Source organism: Alistipes sp. CAG:268 (assembly GCA_000434235.1).
In the GTDB taxonomy this organism is placed as follows: domain Bacteria; phylum Bacteroidota; class Bacteroidia; order Bacteroidales; family Rikenellaceae; genus Alistipes; species Alistipes avistercoris.
Map to the genome: position 1 here is coordinate 117,221 of FR892023.1, position 17,155 is coordinate 134,375.

Genomic DNA, 17,155 nt, shown 5'->3' on the forward strand with positions numbered 1-17,155 from the left:
GGGGCGGGCCGTGCTGCACGGATACCAGTCGGCCCACGGCGGCGAGGTCCGCGACCGGCTGGTCGAGCCCTTCGCCTTCACCACCAACTACGTGCAGGTGTGGTGTTTCGACCCGGAGGACGGAACGTCGAAACTCTTCAAGACCGCCCGCATCGGTTCGGTCGAGGTGACCGACACCCCGTGGGAACATGCCGCCGACCACGCCGAGGGGTTCATCGACGTCTTCCGCATGCACGGCGAGCGGCGGACCCGCGTGCGGCTGGAGCTGGGCATGCTGGCCTGCAACCTGCTGTGCGAGGAGTATCCGCTCGCCGAACGCGACATCCGTCCCCTCCGGCGGGGCCGCTGGCTGCTCGACACCGAAGTGGCCGGGATGGCCGGCGTGGGGCGCTTCGTCGTCGGGTTGCTCGACGACATACGGATCGTCGATTCGCCCGAACTGACCGACTACCTGCGCGAGTACCTCCGCAAGAACGCCATCGAATAGACTCCGGCCAGAAAAAACATATTTTTTTCAACTATTTGCATATTGTGTCAAAAGATGACACACATACTCCGTTCCTTTGCATCGTGAACCTGAAAACAGAGACGACTATGGGAACAGCTTACAAAATCCGATGCAAACACTGCGGAGCGCAGTTCGACCACTACATGCAACCCGGCTACGGCATCCTTCCGGCCTGTGTCGGCTGCGGCGAATACGTCGAGACCGAGACAGCCATCCGCTGCCCGGCCTGCCGGCGCCGGCTGAACAACACGCAGGAGGAGTTCAACGAGCAGATCGAGGTGACCTACCAATGGGACTGAACCCGCAAAAAAAGCCGTTTGCAAAGTGCGGAAATCCCCGGAAAATTCTTATCTTTGAAGAGAATTTACAATTTTTCGGAGACGTATGACACACTTACAGGAGGGGGACAAGGCCCCCGACTTCCGATCCACGACGCAAGACGGTGAGCCGCTGACGCTTGCCGACCTTGCAGGACAGCGTACCATCCTCTATTTCTACCCCAAGGACAACACCTCGGGGTGTACGCTCGAGGCCCAGAGCCTGCGCGACGGACGCGAGGAGCTTGCCCGCAGGGGCTTCCGCATCGTCGGGGTAAGCCCCGACAGCGAGCGGTCGCACCGCAACTTCTGCGACAAGCATGCGTTGAACTTCACGCTGCTGGCCGACACCGACCATTCGGTGTGCGAGGCCTACGGCGTGTGGGCCGAAAAATCGATGTACGGACGCAAATACATGGGCGTACTGCGCACGACCTTCGTCATCGACGCCGAAGGCCGCATCGAGAAGATCTTCACGAAGGTGGACACCAAAAACCACTATAGGCAGATCCTCGACGCCTATGACCGGCAGGAGGGGTGACCATGAAACGCGCGGGGCGGATCATCCGGATCGTCGGCATGTGGGGAGTTCTCGCCGCCACGGCGGGAGCGCTCCGGAGTGATGCGGCGCCCGCCGTGCAGGTCCCGCCGGCAGGGGAGCTTCCGACAGGAAGGCACGAGGCCGACGGATGTCTGACCCGCTCGGCAGAAACCCGGATGCAGACGCTCCGCTTCGGGACAACGGACAACAGCCCCTCGGCCGACCTGGAGTGGTTCCGCGACGAGGTCGATCCCCTGCAGCGAGAGCGGCGCGAACTCGAGCGGATGATGCGCCAAAGGGCCCGCGAGCAGGCCGTGGAGATCACACAGGCGGCACAGCGCGGCGACAGCCCCCGGGATCCGGGGATCGAGGCCGCAGGATGGCGCCTGAGCGTCGGCAACAACGGCAACTGGAGCCCCTATCCGGACCGGGAGCTCGACGCGCGGGTGATCCGCTTCCCGATGCGCGACATCCACGAACTGGACCGGGAGCGGCAGAAGGCCGGGCCCCCGAAACCCGCCCGCCCGCCGAAATAGGAGGCCGTACACACAAGCCTCCGCACCGGGCGGCAAAACCGGGCGGACAGAAAGAAACAATTTGAAAAACGACAACAACTTAGCGAAAAGCATGGCAGAAAAAGTACAGGTGAACCCGGACAAGCTCAAGGTCTTGAACGCGGTGATGGAGAAGATTGAAAAGGACTTCGGCAAAGGGTCGATCATGCGTATGAACAGTACGGAGGTGAACGACATTCCGGTGATACCCACCGGATCGATCACCCTCGACATGGCGCTCGGCGTGGGCGGATACCCCAAGGGGCGCGTCATCGAGATCTTCGGCCCCGAATCGTCGGGTAAGACCACGCTGGCCATCCACGCCATCGCCGAGGCCCAGAAGGCCGGTGGCATCGCGGCGTTCATCGACGCCGAGCACGCATTCGACAGCTTCTACGCCCAGAAACTCGGCGTGGACGTGGACAACCTGCTCATCTCGCAGCCCGACAACGGCGAGCAGGCCCTCGAGATCGCCGACTCGCTGATCCGCTCGAGCGCCATCGACATCATCGTCATCGACTCGGTGGCGGCCCTCACGCCCAAGGCCGAGATCGAGGGCGAGATGGGCGACGCGAAGATGGGACTGCAGGCCCGCCTCATGTCGCAGGCCCTGCGCAAACTCACCTCGAGCATCTCGAAAACCAAGACCGTCTGCATCTTCATCAACCAGTTGCGCGACAAGATCGGCATCGTCTACGGTAACCCCGAGACGACGACTGGCGGAAACGCCCTGAAGTTCTACGCCTCGGTGCGCATCGACATCCGACGCATGTCGGTCATCAAGGACGGCGAGGAGCAGCTCGGCACCCGCACGAAGGTCAAGGTCGTGAAGAACAAGGTGGCGCCCCCGTTCAAGCGGGCCGAATTCGACATCATGTTCGGCGAGGGCATCTCGAAGATCGGCGAGATCATCGACCTCGGGGTTGATTACGGCGTGCTCAAGAAGGCCGGATCGTGGTTCTCCTACGGAGACAAGAAGATCGGGCAGGGACGCGACGCCGTGAAGGAGCTGCTCAAAAAGGACGAGGCGCTCGCCGCGGAGATCGAACAGAAGGTGCGCGACGCCATGAAAAACAAGAAGGACGAGTAATCGAACAAGCCTATGGGATATACTGCCGAGGATGAGGCCCTGATCAAGGAGAAGTGGGACGACCTGTTGCTCTCGTGCACGAAGATCTGCAAGAACGACGAGGACTGGAACTTCATCAAACGCGCATTTTTCCTTGCCAAGGAGGCACACGAGGGGGTACGGCGCCGCTCCGGCGAACCGTACCTCCTCCATCCCATTGCAGTAGCCAAGATCGTCATCGACGAGATCGGGCTCGGCGTGAAGTCGGTCGTTGCAGCCCTGCTGCACGACGTCGTGGAGGACACGGAATACACCGTAGAGGACATGGAACGGATCTTCGGTCCGAAGATCGCCTCGATGGTGGACGGGCTGACCAAGATGTCGGGCGTCTTCAACGCCGACACCTCGGAGCAGGCCGAATACTTCCGCAAGGTGCTCCTCACGCTCTCGGACGACGTGCGCGTCATCCTGATCAAGATCGCCGACCGCCTGCACAACATGCGCACGCTCGGCTCGATGCCCCTGAACAAACAGATCAAAATCACGGGCGAGACGATCTACCTGTTCGCCCCGCTGGCCTACCGGCTGGGGCTCTATTCGATCAAGAGCGAGCTCGAGGACCTCTGCATGAAGTACCGCTTCCCGCAGCAGTATGCCGAAATCACGCAGAAGCTCCACGAAAGCGAGGCCTCGCGCCGGGAGTTCATCGACAAGTTCAACGCCCCGATCATCGCGGCTCTCAACCGCGACAACTTCAACTACGAGATCTCGGGGCGCGTGAAGAGCGTCTACTCGATCTGGTCGAAAATGCAGCGCAAGCAGATCCCCTTCGAGGAGATCTACGACCTGTTTGCCATCCGCATCGTCTTCAAGCCGCTGCCGTTCCCCTCGGAAAAGACCCAGTGCTGGCAGATCTACTCGACGATCACCGACATTTACACCCCCAAACCCGACCGGCTGCGCGACTGGATCTCGATGCCCAAGGCCAACGGCTACGAGGCGCTGCACTCGACGGTGATGGGCCCCGACGGCGTATGGGTCGAAGTGCAGATCCGCACGCAGCGCATGGAGGACATTGCCGAACGCGGATTTGCGGCCCACTGGAAGTACAAACACGCCACGATCTCGCAGGACGAGGACGAGTTCGACAAATGGCTCAAGCAGATCCGCGCGGCACTGAACAGCCCGACGGAGAATGCCGTAGACTTCCTGGACAACTTTAAGTTGTCGCTGTATACATCTGAAATAGTAGTATTTACTCCAAAGGGCGAAGCCCGAAAAATGCCGTTCGGAGCCACCGCGCTGGACTTCGCATACGACATCCACTCGAAGATCGGCAACAACGCCATCAGCGCGAAGATCAACCACAAGCTCGAACCGATCACCACGCAGATAAACAGTGGCGACCAGATCGAGATCATCACGGCCGACACGGCGCGCCCGAAGCCCGAATGGCTGGAGATCGTCACCACGGCCAAGGCCAAATCGGCCATCAAGAGTTTCCTCAAACGCGAACGGCAGAACAACATCGAGCGCGGCATGCAGCTGCTCGAAGAGAAGATGAAATCGCTCAATATCCAGCTCAGCGGCAGGGTATTGCGCAAGATCGTGCCGATCTACGAGTGCAACAACAAGGAGGAGCTCTACAGCAAGATCGGAGCGGGGATCATCTCGCTCGACGATCTGGAAAAGGTGCTGAAGGTCAATGCCAAGAGCAAGATACTGAAATTCTGGACCCTCTTCATCCCGCAGAAAAAGGAGGAGGGCGACGAGACCCCGCAGCCGGGCGATATCGCCCCGGCAAAGGACCTGCCGGACAACGAACCGCAGTTCGAGATCGCCGACTGCTGCAAACCCATACCGGGCGACAAGGTCGTCGGCTACCGCGCCCCTGCGACGGGACGGATCATCGTCCATAAGGCCACATGCGACGAACTGAACCGGCTGGCCGCACAGTACGGCAAGAACATCGTCAAGGAGGAGATCAAATGGTCGCAGCACAAGGCCATGTCGTATCTGGTCACGCTCGAACTGCGCGGAATCGACCGGCAGGGGCTGCTGCTCGACCTGGCGAAGGTCGTCAGCGACGATTTCAACATCAACATCCGCGAAGTGAACATCCACAGCCACGACGGCATCTTCGAAGGCAACGTCAGCCTCTACGTCAAGGATGCCGAGAGTCTCAGTGCCGTCATGGACAAGATGCGAAAGATCAAGGGAATAGAAACCATCAAACGCAAGTTGAACTGACAGGGATGGATACCTCCACGATCATATGGATAATCGTTGCGGGAGCGGCCATGCTTCTCTCGCAGCCGAATCGGAAGAAGCGGCGCAGACCTTCGACACCCGAAGGGGAGCAGCCGCAGCAGACAGCGCCGCAACGACCGGCCAGCCGGACGCAACCGGCCGAGCAGCCCCAACAGGCAGGCATGCCGACACCGGCATCGCCGTGGCCGCTCCCGGGCTTTCCGGACATTTTCGCCGAGAAGCAGCCGGCCACAGCCCGGACGGAAACATCATCCCGGCCGGCCAACGCCCCCCGGAAACCCCGGAGCCCCAAACAGACACAGGCCCAACGTATGGGCAGCCGCACTGAAACGCGGGCCAACCAGAGTACGACCGCTGCGGCCGGGCAGCGTCCGACCGGCACACCGGCCCAGGAACCGGCCCAGGAGGCGCAATTCGGGCCGCAGGAGGAGTCTGCAGCCCGGATTGCCGCGGAGTTCGACCTGCGCCGGGCCGTGATCTATTCGGAGATTCTGAAGCCCAAATTCGAGGAGGAATAGACGGAACACAAGCGACCGATTCGGGACGGCCCCGGGCAAGGGACGGGCGCCCCGGGCAGGTTGCAACCACATTGCCGCCCGGCAGCGGCAACGCCCGACAGAGACGAGTCCCGACAAAGACAACACCCCGGAATACCCTAAAAAAGAGGATGCCGGCAGCATTGCAAAAACGCGAGACACAGAAAGAAGACCCGAATCGAAAGTTGTTGTCCCGGAAACAACGCAAAGAAGCGACAGAAAAGCCTGAAAACGTCGAAAACGACCACATAACACATCCATGAGCAATCCACACACCGAAACAGAGAGGGAAAGCCCCGAACAGCACAAGATGACACCGGAAGAACATCGCTGGAGGAGTTCCGCGGAAAACCCCGAAAAGCTGCAACGCTCACTGCGGGGCATGCGCCTGTTGCTGGGACTTGAAGGCGCCTTCGTCGCAGCATGGGTCATTGCGGCCTGCTTCGGACACAAACTGGCAGGGGCCGGAAGCATGATCGTAATCATCGGATGCGGCATCTGCCTCCTGCTCGGAATACGCAACACCAAACGGCTGTTGGCACGGCACAATACACCGGAAGAGACGCCCCGCAACGGAAACGAGACGAAATAAGAGAAACCGAATCAAAAAACAAACACCATGGCAACGATTTTTTCCCGCATCATCGCAGGGGAGATTCCCTCGTACAAGGTCGCCGAAGACGACCGCTACTACGCATTCCTCGACATCAATCCGCTCACCAAAGGACACACACTCGTAGTCCCGAAACAGGAGGTCGATTACCTGTTCGATCTCGACGACGAGACACTGGCCGGGATGATGGTCTTCGCCAAGAAGGTAGCCGCACGAATCAAGCGCGAAATAGATTGCGCGAGGGTCGCAGTGGTCGTCCTGGGCATGGAAGTTCCCCATGCGCACATCCATCTGATCCCCATCAAGGACGAAAATGACGTCGATTTCCACCGCGAAAAGCTCCAGCTGACTCCGGAAGAGTTCCGCGAAATCGCCGACAAACTCGCCAGGTAGGCGGTTGTTGAAAAGTCTGTAACCGACAGATAAAGAGTCGGGTAGTGTTAATAACTCACTACCCGACTCTTTTTTATTTAACATAATGTATCGAAAATCAACAAAGGAGCGTAAAAAAGTCCGATAACGATCGGAAATACGGGAAATTTTCTGAAAACAGAGGGCAAAAGGGTAGGGTATTTACAAATGTAAACACGGCAAAAAGCAATTTATTTCCATTTGTAATTACATTAGGAAAGTTAAATCTGTCGATATCTCGGTTGATAGTTACATATGTAAATTATGCAGCCAGAGGTATATCAGCTGATTTTAACACACTTTACACAAATCAAAATATTAAACATACAAACTTAATACGCTAAAAACCAGTAGTTACATAAAACATATAAAGCAACACTTTAAGTTAGCGAGGTAGGGAAACACTTAAATCGGCAGACAAAGCCATAATGAAGATATCACAAGATTAATAACCATAAAAACCAGATATTTATACGTAGTCATATAAAGTATAGAATAAGCAATAGGAGAGAGGTGCTGTTTAACCATATTTTGTTATTTACAATTGTAAACCTTTTCAACAGTTATTAACATTTTACAAATGTAGTATTTCCTTGTTTTACAAAAGAAAAATGTTTATTTTTGTAAAAAATTACGCAGATGAGGGAAAAATTGCTCGATTTGATGAAATCCGAGGGTTTGAAGCCAAGCCAGCTCGCCGAACTGCTCGGGGTCAATCCGGCCGGCATCTCCCACATTCTTGCCGGACGCAACAAACCGGGATTCGATCTGCTGCAGAAAATTCTCAGGAGGTTTCCGCAGATCAACCCCGACTGGCTGCTGCTCGACTCGCAACAGATGTACCGTACGGAAAACGGAAGAAGGTCGCCGGATGCAAACGAAGGACGCACGCCCGACGCCGCATCCGATCCGGAACGCGGAACCCCGGTATCGGGCAACGGATCATTCGGCGGACTATTTGCGGGATCGGGAATGCCGGCCTCACGGAACAGTGCCGGCCCGCTGCCTGATGGAGGAAGAGCCGACAGCCGGAGAGGCGACGGAATGTCCGGAATTCAGGGAAACGGACCGGACGGCGGCCCCCAGCACGCTTCGGAGGAGAACCTGGAGTGCAGGATACAGAATGGCGTTCGGGCCGGAGAGCGGGTCCCGGTTACGCGGGTAGTAATCTGCTACGCCGACGGAACATTCGAAAGTTACGCCCCGACAAGGCGATAAAATCGGGTGGTATGCCCCGAGGTACGGAATATCGCAATCTCAAAGGGTTTCGCCAAGTTCCGGAAACCCGGAATTACGGGTCAGAACGGGATATGGAGGCGGTATCCGGGAAAGAGTCGGCCGCGACAGAAATTCACGGAAAGGATCATCCGCAATAACAAACCGCCAATGGACCTTTGTCACATATGTCACATACGAGCACTCCGCGCGGAAGAATACGGCAGGCTTAAGGAGTTTCTCTACGAAGCGATCTTTCTGCCGGACGGCGCACAGCCCTTGCCTCGCGAAGTGACTGACGATCCGTCGCTGAGGATCTACTGGGAAGGGTTCGGCAGGGAGCCGGACGATCGGGCCCTGTGTGCCGAAGCAAAGGGACAGATCATCGGTGCAATCTGGTGCCGGATGTTGCCCGAGGGGTTCGGGCATGCGGATCGGCGGACACCGGAGCTGGCTCTGGCGGTTCTTGCGGCTTACAGGGCGCAAGGGATCGGGAGTCGATTGATCGGGCAGATGCTCGAGGCGCTGCGGGATGCCGGATATGCGCAGGTCTCGCTGGCCGTGCAGCAGGCCAACCGGGCACATCGGCTCTATCGCCGGTTCGGATTCGAAGTCATCCGGGAGACTCCCGAAGAATTCATCATGGTCAAATCGCTGCGGTAGAATCAACAACGCCGAGGAAGCACGCGCAGCAACCGGAGGCACTACGTACCGGCCGGGGTGAATAATCAACAGCAAAACCGGCCCCGGTAGCAAACAACCCCACAACGACACGCAACCGTCCGGCTTTCCCGGGCCGTCATCCACAATCGGAAAAGAGATCGCGACAGGCGTTTGTCGAGAATCCGCCAGTTGCACGTGTCACACACAACCAAATAACAACATAACAACTTAAAAACACAAGCCTTCGCGGCAGCACGTAAGCCCAGAATGTGGGGACAAAAGTGAAATAATATTTATATTATGTTAAATAACGACAGCGGATAAGGTGACACAGCAGACATAACAACCCACTCATGGTGAGTTTCCTGAACACTTCGAGATACTCCAAACTCAAAACACGAAACACGAAACACGAAAACGGAGACCTTATTATATATTGCAGCACACCGGCAACCACACATCGTCAAACATTTTACAGGATCAGAACCATGAGGCCAGCCGGTATACGTGCTGCTGCCCGAGACAACATTATCGACAAAAATACGTCAGAATCATATCTATCCCAGCACCTTACAGTCCATATGCCAAGGGAATGACCAGCCAATCACATGGGGAACAGCTCTCTCTCGTGAACGTGAATATAAGGTGTAAAATGTAGTCGAATATTTGGTTTATATTATAAACTTATTTATATTTACAAAGCGATACGGAGAAGACGGGCAAACCGATCGCAACGCTAAGAGCGCGAACAAGCAGTTCATCGGCCAGATGGTCCGCCCAAACTCGATTGACAAAGGAGCAAAGAGCACACGAAAAAAACATACAAATAACTGAAAAAGAATGATAAAACGGCCGTTGAAAGGCAACGGAAGCAACCGAAAAACATGATGACCGATGCAGAAAGCTGCAAGCCGCAGGCAAAGGACGGATGGACCGACGCAGCCGGTGAGACGGTGAAAGTGGGAAAAAGCGGTTCGAACCGACGGCAACGGGCGAAAAGGCTGCAGAACCGTAGGACGTTGGTCCGACACAAGGCGGCGGCATCAAGACACGAGCAACGAAACACAGGCAGAGAAGAACACAGTAGAGAAGCGCGGACAAAGGGATGCTGGCTGGAGAAAAACCGGCAGCAGTCCACAGGCACATCGAACCGAAAAACAAGACAACCGCAAGATGATGACACGCAGGAAGAACTACCCTACCGAACAGAAAACGATGCGGTCGGCGGCCATGCTGCTGGCCGGGATATCGCTCTTCATGACCTTTTTCATTGCCCTCTGGAGCTGGAACAACCCTGCCAGCTTCATCAGATACATAGGTATCGATCCATCGGCCCTCAAGATCCCGGAGGCCTGGATCCTGGCAGCAGCTGCGGCCGTCGGCTACATTGTCTGCACGGCCCGCATGATACCGACGGTGCGCCGGAATCTGTTCCGATTCAACGGCGCGCTCAAGTGGATTGCCGTATATGCGGCCTTCACGGGCGGCATCGTGGAGGAAACGGTTTTCCGACGGATGCTGATGGAGTGGCTCGCCGACAATGGGATCAACACCCTCTGGCAGATCGGGATATCGGGCCTTGCATTCGGGCTGGTCCACATCTCGTGGGGACTGCTCGGCGGGATTTCGCGCATCGGAGCCGCATCAGCCCTGGCCACCACGGTTCTGGGGCTCCTGCTGGCCCTTGTCTACGTGGTTGCAGCCCGCAATGTCCTGCCCGCCATCGCGGCACACACGTTGATCAACCTCTTCGTGGAACCCTGGCTGATCGTGCATGCAATCGGCTCAGCACAAGGGCGCAAGGAGCCCCAAGAGGAAGCGGACTACCCTGCCCCATGACCGGCACGAAACGGGGATAAGGCCCGACGGCAGGGGCGGAACAAAGCAAAGGACGAGCAGAAGATGAATTTTTACTATCTTTGCAGGAAAAATGTCCCGAGGATGAAAAGATACCTGACCCTACTCGCCGCGGTGTGGCTGCTTGCCGGCTGCGCCGAACCCCCGAAAACGGAGGGCGACACGCTCTGTGTCTCGATCCTGCCGCTACGCAGCATCGTGGAAGGCATCGTCGGAGAGGACTTCCCGATCGAGGTGCTCGTACCGGCCGGGGCCAGCCCCGAGACGTTCGAACCGACACCCAGGCAGTTTGTCGAACTCAACCGGGCCCGCATGATCTTCAGCGTCGGGCTGATCGACTTCGAACAGTCGCTGCTCCAAAAGCTCGAAGAGCGCGACAAGGTCGTCCCCCTGAGCCGGGGCATCGAACTCCTGGCCGGGTCGTGTGCACACATGCACGGCAACGACGGGGAGCACGGGCATGCACACGGCATCGACCCCCACGTCTGGACCTCGCCGCGGGCGCTGTCGATCATGGCCCGCAACGCCTACGAGGCGATCCATGCCGCATGGCCCGACTCGACGAAATACACGCTCAACCACGAGAGGCTGCAGGAGCAGCTGCGCGAACTCGACCGGCGCACGGCCGCGAAGATCGAGAAGAGCGGAGTGGACTATTTCATCATCTACCACCCTGCCCTGACCTACTACGCCCGCGACTACGGCATCCGCCAGGAGGCCATCGAGGCCGACGGCAAGGAGCCCTCGGCACGCCGGCTCACGGAGCTCATCCGCCAGGCCCGCCGCGACGGGATACGCAGGATCTTCTACCAGAACCAGTTCCCGGCATCGGTCGTCGAGGTCATCGCCCGCGACATCGATGCCGACTATGTGGAGATCGATCCGCTCCGGGAGGATGTGATCGCCAACATCGATGCAATAACCGATTCGATCGTCCGGCCATGACCCTCGTTTCACTCCACCACGTCAGCGTCGCATACGACGGCTGCGAAGCACTCCGGGATGTCGATCTGCAGATCGATGACAGGGACTTTCTCGGAGTCATCGGCCCCAACGGAGGCGGCAAGACAACCCTCGTGAAGGCCATACTCGGAACGGTGCCCTACACGGGCGAAATCGTCCTCTCGCCGGAGCTCTTCCGCGGCGAGGAGCGGCTGATCGGCTACATGCCCCAGCTGTCGGAATTCGACCGCGCATTCCCGATCTCGATCCTCGAGATCGTGCTCTCCGGGCTGCAGGGACGCCGCGGGTTCCGCTCGCGCTACACGAAAGCCGACCGGAACAAGGCCCTCGGTCTGCTCGAGGCTTCGGGAATCGCCGAAACGGCCCGCCACCCCGTGGGCGAAGTATCGGGCGGGCAGCTTCAGCGCGCCCTGCTCTGCCGCGCGGTGATCTCCGATCCGAAGCTGCTGATCCTCGACGAGCCCACGAATTTCGTGGACAACCGCTTCGAAAAGGAGCTCTACAACACGCTCCGCACGCTGAACGACCGCATGGCGATCGTCGTCGTCTCGCACGACATCGGGACCATCACCAGCGTCGTCAAGGAGATCGTCTGCGTGAACCGCCGGGTGCACCGCCACCGGTCGAACATCCTCACCGAGGAGCAGCTGCGCAACTACGACTGCCCGATCCAGCTCCTCTCGCACGGCCACATCCCACACACCGTGCTGGAGCACCACCCCGGAGACGGGTGTTGCGACGAGGAGTGACGCCTCACGGAAGGCGGTTTCCGGCATGAAAACGCAATAACGGCACGGTGCCGACCGTTTATCTGACAGAGACGGAATCCGGGCAGCGATCCGGTGATCTGTGGAAGGATTGTTGCTGCGGTCCGGGTATCAATCAAAAAACGGAGGTATTATGATCAGGTCATTGTTTCTGATACTGGCGCTGGCCGCAGGATGGTCGGCCCAGGCACAAACCGAGAAGCGCATCATCCCGAAATCCCAACAGCAGGCTGCGGAGCAGCGCAAGACAGACAAACGGCTGGAGGAGATCCAGGACTCGATCGACTATGCGAAAGCCGTACAGGCGCTCGAGAACCTCGAGTTCGTGGTCGAGGCCGACCAGCTGGTCTTCAAACGCGGGCAGAGCGCATTCGTGTCGTCATCGACGAACTTCATCTCGATGCACGACGACAAGACCGTCGTGCAGGTGGCACCGTTCAACGGCGGCGGGCCGAACGGTGTAGGAGGCATCACGGTCGAGGGCCGCGCGTCGGACATCAAGCTGAAGACCGACAAACGCGGAAACTCCTACTTCACGATGAACGTCCTCGGCAACGGGATCTCGGCCATGGTGACCATCTCGATGGCCAAAGGGTCGAACCGCGCATCGGTGACGGTAAATCCCAACTTCAACTCGAATCGGATTACGCTCAACGGCATACTGATACCGGCCGAGGAGTCGCGCGTCTTCAAGGGGAGGGCGTTCTGACCACCATGCGAACGGCCTTTTCTGGGGCCGGAACCGCCCGATGCCGGGATAACCAAACGAAAACGACGCAGGATCTTCGGATCCCTGCGTCGTTTTTTTCTGTCCGGCCCCGCCCTGCCCTCTCCCTGCACGGCGTCTGCCGCCGCAGGGAGCACTACCCTGCCGTCGGCACACCGACCGGGTCCGGTCCGAAAGACGGAGACGGGGAACGGCTCAAAGGGGATTACTTCTTCTCGCCGTTGATGGCGCTCAGCTTCTCGAAGAGCTTGCCGAACTCGGCGTCCATCTCGGCGCGCAGGGCTGCATAGTGCTTGCGCACGAGCGAGCGGTTGTGCGGCTCGGCCGGATTCATCGCCTTGGAGAAGAGCGTGTTGCGCAAGGCAACGGCCTCCTGCATCACTGCAAAGATCTCCTGCTCCTTCGACGGCTGGAAGCAGATCGCCATATCGCAGTCGAATACGACCTCTTCGAGGCAGTAGTCGATCTCCTTTTTCAGGACTCGTAAATTTGCCATTTCGTTTATCGTTTAAAAATTTGTTGAAGGCAAAGATAGGAAATCCTTTCGGATTATCCAATTATTTTCCAGGAAGCCAACATGCAAAAACGCATCCAGTCGGCATACGGAAGACGACCGTCACCAACGGAATGAAGCGGACGGGGGAAAGAAACATTTTCGTATCTTTGCCTTCAGCAACAACATGCCGCCCAACACGCACATGATCAGAATGCCCGAACACAGAACCTCCGACCTGTCAGATTGCGGGTTCGCACTGAAGGAGATCCGCCCCGAACAGGCGCAGCCCCCGATCGACTACACGCACCGCGACGAATATTTCGTCTTCGGGGTCATCGAGCAGGGTTCATGTCTGCTCGAAATCGACGTTCGGGAGCTTTGCTGCACACAAGGGACTGTCGTGGTGCTCCTCCCCGAACAGGTCCATACGTTCCTTCGGGCAGAGCGGATGGAGGGTTACATGCTTGCGGTCGATCCGGTATTCGTGGATGAGGCGACACGACTCATCTTCGAACAATATGCCCTCGACACGAAACCCGTAGCGGTGGAGAAACCTCAGCGCAACGAACTGGCCCGGCTGCATGCGATGCTGAAGAAGAGGATGAATGCGGCACCGGCCGATGAAACGGAGCGGGCGGTGGTCAGGCATCTCGCAGGGGCAATGGTCGCCATCATCGCCGGAGTGTTGCAGCACCGGGCCGGACAACGGTCCGGCAACCCGCGGATGATCGGGCTGACGCTCGAATTCAAAACGCAGCTCAAACAGTTCGTACACATCAGCAGAAGCCCGGCCTTCTATGCCGAACGGATGCACGTATCTGTCGCCTACCTGAACGAAGCGGTCAGGAAGACAACCGGGGTGAGCGCAACAAGGAACATACGGAACGAAATTGTCATCCGCGCCAAGCGGATGCTCGCACACTCCCGGACCGACATACAGGAGATCGCACGCGAACTGGGATTCGAAGACTGCGCCTACTTCTCCCGTCTCTTCTCGTCAGTAACGCACGTCAGCCCCTCCGAATTCAGGAAAAGATACCCCGAATAGTCCAAACATTGCCCCGATCCGTCCAACCGGAGCGAGGGTCGGAAACCATACCTTTGCAGGCGGAACAACGTACCTAACAAGACACGACATGGTTACCGACAGAAAAACATTGCTGCGCACGGACCGAACGCTGGTCCCACTCTCCCTGCTGACCGTCTGGTCCGGACTGGAACTCCATGCGGCCGGGCATTCTGCCCGTCCTGATGCGATCGGCACGTGGTCCGCCGTACACATCGCCGCGAGTGCTGCTTTCACGGCTGCATCGATCCTCCACATCGTCCACCACCGGAAATGGTATACGGCGCTTGCCGGCGGAATCGGCGGCCGAAGCAGAATGACCCTCCTGCTCTCGGTCTGCTTCCTTGCTGCGGCACTCTCGGGCATCGCCGCTCTCTTCGACGACGGTTCGGGGCTCTTTCACTACAAGACCGGATTGCTGCTCCTGCCCGTCGGTCTGCTGCACCTGCTCAAACGGTTGCGCATCCTGACCGGACGAGGCTCCGAAAAGCGGGTCCGGCACGCCTCGGGAAGAGACCGTTCCAACGGACAGGCAGGTCCCGGGCTGCGGTAAGGAGACCAAGAGCGCACCATCCGGCCAAAAGAGAGACCGGAAAAGACACGAGCCCCGGGATTCCTTACGGATCCCGGGGCTCGTTTCAGGACCGAGACAGTCAGCCTCCGGAGCTACATCCGCTCGGGGACGTCGATACCCAGCAGCGCCATGCCGCGGCGGATGACCCGGGCCACCTGCTGCGCCAGCTGCAGGCGCATCGTGCGGACGGCGGCATCCTCCTCGCGCAGGATCGAATGGTCGTGGTAGTAGCCGTTGAAGCTCTTGGCCAGTTCGTAGACGTAGGCGCCGATGATCGAAGGCGCGAAGTTGTCGCCCGCAGACTTTACGACGGCGGGATACTCCGTCAGCGACTTGACCAAAGCGATCTCCTCGGGCAGGCAGGCAACCCCCTCCGGTACGGCCGAGAAGTCGATGCCGGCCTCGGCGGCCTTGCGCAGCACGGAGCAGATGCGCGCGTGGGTATATTGGATGAAGGGACCCGTGTTGCCGTTGAAGTCGATCGACTCGCGCGGGTCGAAGAGCATCGTCTTCTTGGGATCGACCTTCAGGATGAAGTACTTGAGCGCACCGAGACCCACCATCGTCGAGACGGCCTCGGCCTCCTCTTCCGTGCAGCCGTCGAGCTTGCCCAGCTCGGCCGACATCTCGCGGGCGGTCTGCACCATATCGGCAATCAGGTCATCGGCATCGACCACCGTGCCCTCGCGCGACTTCATCTTGCCCTCGGGGAGCTCGACCATGCCGTACGAGAGGTGCGTAATGTGGTCGCTCCACTCGGCGTAGCCCAGTTTCTTGAGCACGAGTTTCAGCACCTGGAAGTGGTAGTTCTGCTCGTTGCCCACGACATAAATCATGTCATCGAGGCGGTTGTCCTCGAAACGGCGGTAGGCCGTGCCAAGGTCCTGCGTCATGTAGACCGACGTACCGTCGCCGCGCAGCAGCAGCTTCTCGTCGAGGCCGTCGCCCGTCAGGTCGATCCACACCGAGTTGTCGTCGCGGCGGTAGAAGACCCCCTTGCGGAGCCCCTCCTCGACGAGCGACTTGCCCAGCAGGTAGGTCTGCGACTCGTAGTAGACCTTGTCGAAATCGACGCCCAGCGCCTTGTACGTGACATCGAAGCCCTCGTAGACCCAGCCGTTCATCGTCTCCCAGAGCGCATAGACCTCCGGGTCCTTCGCCTCCCACTTGCGCAGCATCTCCTGCGCCTGAAGCATGATCGGCGCATGCTTCTTGGCCTCCTCTTCGCTCTGGCCCTGGGCCATAAGCTCCTTGATCTGGGCCTTGTAGTGCTTGTCGAACTCGACGTAGTACTTGCCCACCAGGTGGTCGCCCTTCATGCCCGACGAGGCGGGCGTCTCGCCGCCGCCGTAGAGCTTCCATGCCAGCATCGATTTGCAGATGTGGATGCCGCGATCATTGACCAGGTTGGCCTTGATGACCGTGTGGCCGTTGGCCTTGAGGATCTGCGCCACGGAATAACCCAGCAGGTTGTTGCGGATGTGACCCAGGTGCAGCGGCTTGTTCGTATTGGGAGACGAATACTCGATCATGATCGTGCGCCCGGTGGCCGGAGCCTCGCCGTAGCTGGCATCGGCAGCGATCTCGGCGAAGCGCTCGCCCCAGAACGAACTGTCGAGCGAGAGGTTCAGAAAGCCCTTGATGACGTTGAACGACGCGATCTGCGGAATGTTCGCCCGCATGTATTCGCCTATCTCGGTCGCGGTGGCCTCGGGCGACTTGCGGCTTCGTCGCAGCAGCGGAAAGGTCACGAGCGTGTAATCGCCCTCGAACTCCCGGCGGGTCTTCTGAATCTGCAACTGCTCGTCGCCGAGCGGGCCGTAAAGCGCCTCCACCGAACGGCGGACCGCTTCCGAAATAAAGGTTTCGATATTCATGTCCGATCAAATAAGTTTAGCGTGCAAATTTAGCGATTTTCAGCGAATAATCAATCATTCGGGCGACGCTTTTGCCGCGAACCGCCCGCAAGGCACCGAACAGGTCCCCATACGGAGGCCCGGAACGGGC

The 17,155-nt window shown here is 58.6% G+C and carries 19 protein-coding genes; 17 read left to right on the top strand and 2 right to left on the bottom strand.

The window, feature by feature from the left end; translation table 11 throughout:
- The 15 genes from QZL63_RS11175 to QZL63_RS11245 all read left to right on the top strand — a co-directional run.
- Window positions 1-487 (top strand): WYL domain-containing protein (locus QZL63_RS11175; RefSeq protein ID WP_290587212.1); only part of this gene is annotated, 487 nt, incomplete at its 5' end.
- 107 nt (window positions 488-594) lie between these two features.
- Window positions 595-807 carry a hypothetical protein gene (locus QZL63_RS11180; RefSeq protein ID WP_022309375.1) on the top strand — a complete coding sequence of 71 codons (213 nt, stop codon included), beginning with the start codon at window positions 595-597 and terminating at the stop codon, window positions 805-807.
- Between the two features lie 85 nt (window positions 808-892).
- Complete coding sequence (gene bcp, locus QZL63_RS11185; protein WP_022309376.1) at window positions 893-1,366, top strand: thioredoxin-dependent thiol peroxidase; 474 nt, start codon at window positions 893-895, stop codon at window positions 1,364-1,366.
- Window positions 1,367-1,368: 2 nt separating this feature from the next.
- Window positions 1,369-1,902: a hypothetical protein gene (locus tag QZL63_RS11190; protein ID WP_022309377.1), complete on the top strand. Its 534-nt coding sequence runs from the start codon at window positions 1,369-1,371 to the stop codon at window positions 1,900-1,902.
- Between the two features lie 91 nt (window positions 1,903-1,993).
- The gene (gene recA / locus QZL63_RS11195) at window positions 1,994-3,010 is read left to right on the top strand and encodes a recombinase RecA (protein WP_022309378.1); all 1,017 of its coding nucleotides are present in this window, start codon (window positions 1,994-1,996) and stop codon (window positions 3,008-3,010) included.
- Window positions 3,011-3,022: 12 nt separating this feature from the next.
- Window positions 3,023-5,239 carry a RelA/SpoT family protein gene (locus tag QZL63_RS11200; RefSeq protein ID WP_022309379.1) on the top strand — a complete coding sequence of 739 codons (2,217 nt, stop codon included), beginning with the start codon at window positions 3,023-3,025 and terminating at the stop codon, window positions 5,237-5,239.
- A gap of 332 nt (window positions 5,240-5,571) precedes the next feature.
- On the top strand, window positions 5,572-5,778 hold the full coding sequence (locus QZL63_RS11205) for a hypothetical protein (RefSeq protein ID WP_290587215.1): 207 nt from the start codon (window positions 5,572-5,574) through the stop codon (window positions 5,776-5,778).
- A gap of 328 nt (window positions 5,779-6,106) precedes the next feature.
- Window positions 6,107-6,388: a hypothetical protein gene (locus QZL63_RS11210; protein ID WP_290587218.1), complete on the top strand. Its 282-nt coding sequence runs from the start codon at window positions 6,107-6,109 to the stop codon at window positions 6,386-6,388.
- 27 nt (window positions 6,389-6,415) lie between these two features.
- Window positions 6,416-6,802: an HIT family protein gene (locus QZL63_RS11215; protein ID WP_022309382.1), complete on the top strand. Its 387-nt coding sequence runs from the start codon at window positions 6,416-6,418 to the stop codon at window positions 6,800-6,802.
- Window positions 6,803-7,483: 681 nt separating this feature from the next.
- A complete protein-coding gene (locus tag QZL63_RS11220) occupies window positions 7,484-8,038 on the top strand; it encodes a helix-turn-helix domain-containing protein (RefSeq protein ID WP_022309383.1) in 555 nt (184 codons plus the stop codon).
- Window positions 8,039-8,326: 288 nt separating this feature from the next.
- On the top strand, window positions 8,327-8,698 hold the full coding sequence (locus QZL63_RS11225) for a GNAT family N-acetyltransferase (protein ID WP_290587222.1): 372 nt from the start codon (window positions 8,327-8,329) through the stop codon (window positions 8,696-8,698).
- A gap of 1,173 nt (window positions 8,699-9,871) precedes the next feature.
- Window positions 9,872-10,537 (top strand): CPBP family intramembrane glutamic endopeptidase, encoded by a 666-nt coding sequence (locus QZL63_RS11230; protein WP_022309385.1) that lies wholly within the window; start codon window positions 9,872-9,874, stop codon window positions 10,535-10,537.
- 102 nt (window positions 10,538-10,639) lie between these two features.
- Window positions 10,640-11,500, top strand: a complete 861-nt coding sequence (locus tag QZL63_RS11235) for a metal ABC transporter solute-binding protein, Zn/Mn family (RefSeq protein ID WP_022309386.1) — start codon at window positions 10,640-10,642, stop codon at window positions 11,498-11,500.
- The gene (locus QZL63_RS11240; RefSeq protein ID WP_022309387.1) at window positions 11,497-12,267 is read left to right on the top strand and encodes a metal ABC transporter ATP-binding protein; all 771 of its coding nucleotides are present in this window, start codon (window positions 11,497-11,499) and stop codon (window positions 12,265-12,267) included. Before QZL63_RS11235 ends, QZL63_RS11240 begins: the two co-directional genes overlap by 4 nt.
- 151 nt (window positions 12,268-12,418) lie before the next feature.
- The gene (locus QZL63_RS11245; protein WP_022309388.1) at window positions 12,419-12,994 is read left to right on the top strand and encodes a DUF4251 domain-containing protein; all 576 of its coding nucleotides are present in this window, start codon (window positions 12,419-12,421) and stop codon (window positions 12,992-12,994) included.
- A gap of 223 nt (window positions 12,995-13,217) precedes the next feature.
- Here QZL63_RS11245 and QZL63_RS11250 read toward each other — a convergent pair whose 3' ends face one another.
- Window positions 13,218-13,508: a hypothetical protein gene (locus QZL63_RS11250; RefSeq protein WP_022309389.1), complete on the bottom strand. Its 291-nt coding sequence runs from the start codon at window positions 13,506-13,508 to the stop codon at window positions 13,218-13,220.
- Window positions 13,509-13,719: 211 nt separating this feature from the next.
- Here QZL63_RS11250 and QZL63_RS11255 point away from each other — a divergent pair, with 211 nt between their 5' ends.
- Window positions 13,720-14,556 (top strand): AraC family transcriptional regulator, encoded by an 837-nt coding sequence (locus QZL63_RS11255; RefSeq protein ID WP_022309390.1) that lies wholly within the window; start codon window positions 13,720-13,722, stop codon window positions 14,554-14,556.
- An 88-nt stretch (window positions 14,557-14,644) separates the two neighbouring features.
- Window positions 14,645-15,127, top strand: coding sequence for a hypothetical protein (locus QZL63_RS11260; protein WP_290587226.1), 483 nt, complete (start codon window positions 14,645-14,647; stop codon window positions 15,125-15,127).
- 113 nt (window positions 15,128-15,240) lie between these two features.
- On the opposite strand, the gene argS is transcribed toward QZL63_RS11260, so the two are convergent.
- Complete coding sequence (gene argS, locus QZL63_RS11265) at window positions 15,241-17,025, bottom strand: arginine--tRNA ligase (RefSeq protein WP_022309392.1); 1,785 nt, start codon at window positions 17,023-17,025, stop codon at window positions 15,241-15,243.
- Between the last annotated feature and the right edge of the window lie 130 nt (window positions 17,026-17,155).

What these genes read in the sequence shown, in the direction of transcription:
- QZL63_RS11180 (WP_022309375.1), top strand. Translation starts at nt 595, where the DNA reads ATGGGAACAGCTTACAAAATCCGATGCAAACACTGCGGAGCGCAGTTC.
- bcp (WP_022309376.1), top strand. Translation starts at nt 893, where the DNA reads ATGACACACTTACAGGAGGGGGACAAGGCCCCCGACTTCCGATCCACG.
- QZL63_RS11190 (WP_022309377.1), top strand. Translation starts at nt 1,369, where the DNA reads ATGAAACGCGCGGGGCGGATCATCCGGATCGTCGGCATGTGGGGAGTT.
- recA (WP_022309378.1), top strand. Translation starts at nt 1,994, where the DNA reads ATGGCAGAAAAAGTACAGGTGAACCCGGACAAGCTCAAGGTCTTGAAC.
- QZL63_RS11200 (WP_022309379.1), top strand. Translation starts at nt 3,023, where the DNA reads ATGGGATATACTGCCGAGGATGAGGCCCTGATCAAGGAGAAGTGGGAC.
- QZL63_RS11205 (WP_290587215.1), top strand. Translation starts at nt 5,572, where the DNA reads ATGGGCAGCCGCACTGAAACGCGGGCCAACCAGAGTACGACCGCTGCG.
- QZL63_RS11210 (WP_290587218.1), top strand. Translation starts at nt 6,107, where the DNA reads ATGACACCGGAAGAACATCGCTGGAGGAGTTCCGCGGAAAACCCCGAA.
- QZL63_RS11215 (WP_022309382.1), top strand. Translation starts at nt 6,416, where the DNA reads ATGGCAACGATTTTTTCCCGCATCATCGCAGGGGAGATTCCCTCGTAC.
- QZL63_RS11220 (WP_022309383.1), top strand. Translation starts at nt 7,484, where the DNA reads ATGAAATCCGAGGGTTTGAAGCCAAGCCAGCTCGCCGAACTGCTCGGG.
- QZL63_RS11230 (WP_022309385.1), top strand. Translation starts at nt 9,872, where the DNA reads ATGATGACACGCAGGAAGAACTACCCTACCGAACAGAAAACGATGCGG.
- QZL63_RS11235 (WP_022309386.1), top strand. Translation starts at nt 10,640, where the DNA reads ATGAAAAGATACCTGACCCTACTCGCCGCGGTGTGGCTGCTTGCCGGC.
- QZL63_RS11240 (WP_022309387.1), top strand. Translation starts at nt 11,497, where the DNA reads ATGACCCTCGTTTCACTCCACCACGTCAGCGTCGCATACGACGGCTGC.
- QZL63_RS11245 (WP_022309388.1), top strand. Translation starts at nt 12,419, where the DNA reads ATGATCAGGTCATTGTTTCTGATACTGGCGCTGGCCGCAGGATGGTCG.
- QZL63_RS11250 (WP_022309389.1), bottom strand. Translation starts at nt 13,508, where the DNA reads ATGGCAAATTTACGAGTCCTGAAAAAGGAGATCGACTACTGCCTCGAA.
- QZL63_RS11255 (WP_022309390.1), top strand. Translation starts at nt 13,720, where the DNA reads ATGCCCGAACACAGAACCTCCGACCTGTCAGATTGCGGGTTCGCACTG.
- QZL63_RS11260 (WP_290587226.1), top strand. Translation starts at nt 14,645, where the DNA reads ATGGTTACCGACAGAAAAACATTGCTGCGCACGGACCGAACGCTGGTC.
- argS (WP_022309392.1), bottom strand. Translation starts at nt 17,025, where the DNA reads ATGAATATCGAAACCTTTATTTCGGAAGCGGTCCGCCGTTCGGTGGAG.